1 protein-coding gene and 1 pseudogene are annotated in these 599 nt (G+C 73.3%); both read left to right on the forward strand.

Annotation, left to right across the window (positions count from 1 at the left end):
• The coding region (locus tag ACFFNX_RS52040; protein ID WP_378213900.1) for a ricin-type beta-trefoil lectin domain protein at nucleotides 1-222 on the forward strand (222 nt) is incomplete at its 5' end.
• Between the two features lie 149 nt (nucleotides 223-371).
• A pseudogene (locus tag ACFFNX_RS52045) lies at nucleotides 372-599 on the forward strand (NADPH:quinone oxidoreductase family protein); the annotation flags it as partial.

Raw genomic sequence — 599 nt, forward strand, 5'->3', positions numbered from 1 at the left:
ATGGACGTGACCGCGGCCGGCACCGCGAACGGTTCGCAGGTCCAGCTGTACGACTGCAACGGCACCGGCGCCCAGCGGTGGCAGGCGTCCGGCGGCTCGCTGGTGAACCCCGCGTCCGGGCGCTGTCTGGACGCCACCGGGCCGAGCTCGGCCAACGGCACCCGGCTGCAGATCTGGGACTGCACCGGGGGCGCCAACCAGAAGTGGACGCTCCCGTCCTGACGGCTCGCATCGGTCAACGGGCCGGTACCCGTCATACCGGCGGGTACCGGCCCTGACCAGGCGTGCGATATCCGTACCAGGGGTATGTCGAGTGACAGATAGGGACGAAAGCGGCATGGGGGGCGAGACCGACCGGGGCGGGGGCGGCAGTGAAGGCGGCGCGAGCGTATCCGATCACCGAGCACACGACGGACCTGCGGGTGGAGTGGATCGAGGATCCGACCCCCGGTGCCGGTGAGGTGCTCGTCCAGGTCACCGCCGCCGGCGTCACCCGATGGGACCACAACGCCGCGACCGGCAGCGGCGCGGGGCCGCTCACCCTCGGCGCCGAGGGCGCCTGCGTCGTCGTCGCCGACCCCGCCGGCCGGTGGGCGCCC

Origin of the sequence: Actinoallomurus acaciae (assembly GCF_042429965.1) — a bacterium.
In the GTDB taxonomy this organism is placed as follows: domain Bacteria; phylum Actinomycetota; class Actinomycetes; order Streptosporangiales; family Streptosporangiaceae; genus Actinoallomurus; species Actinoallomurus acaciae.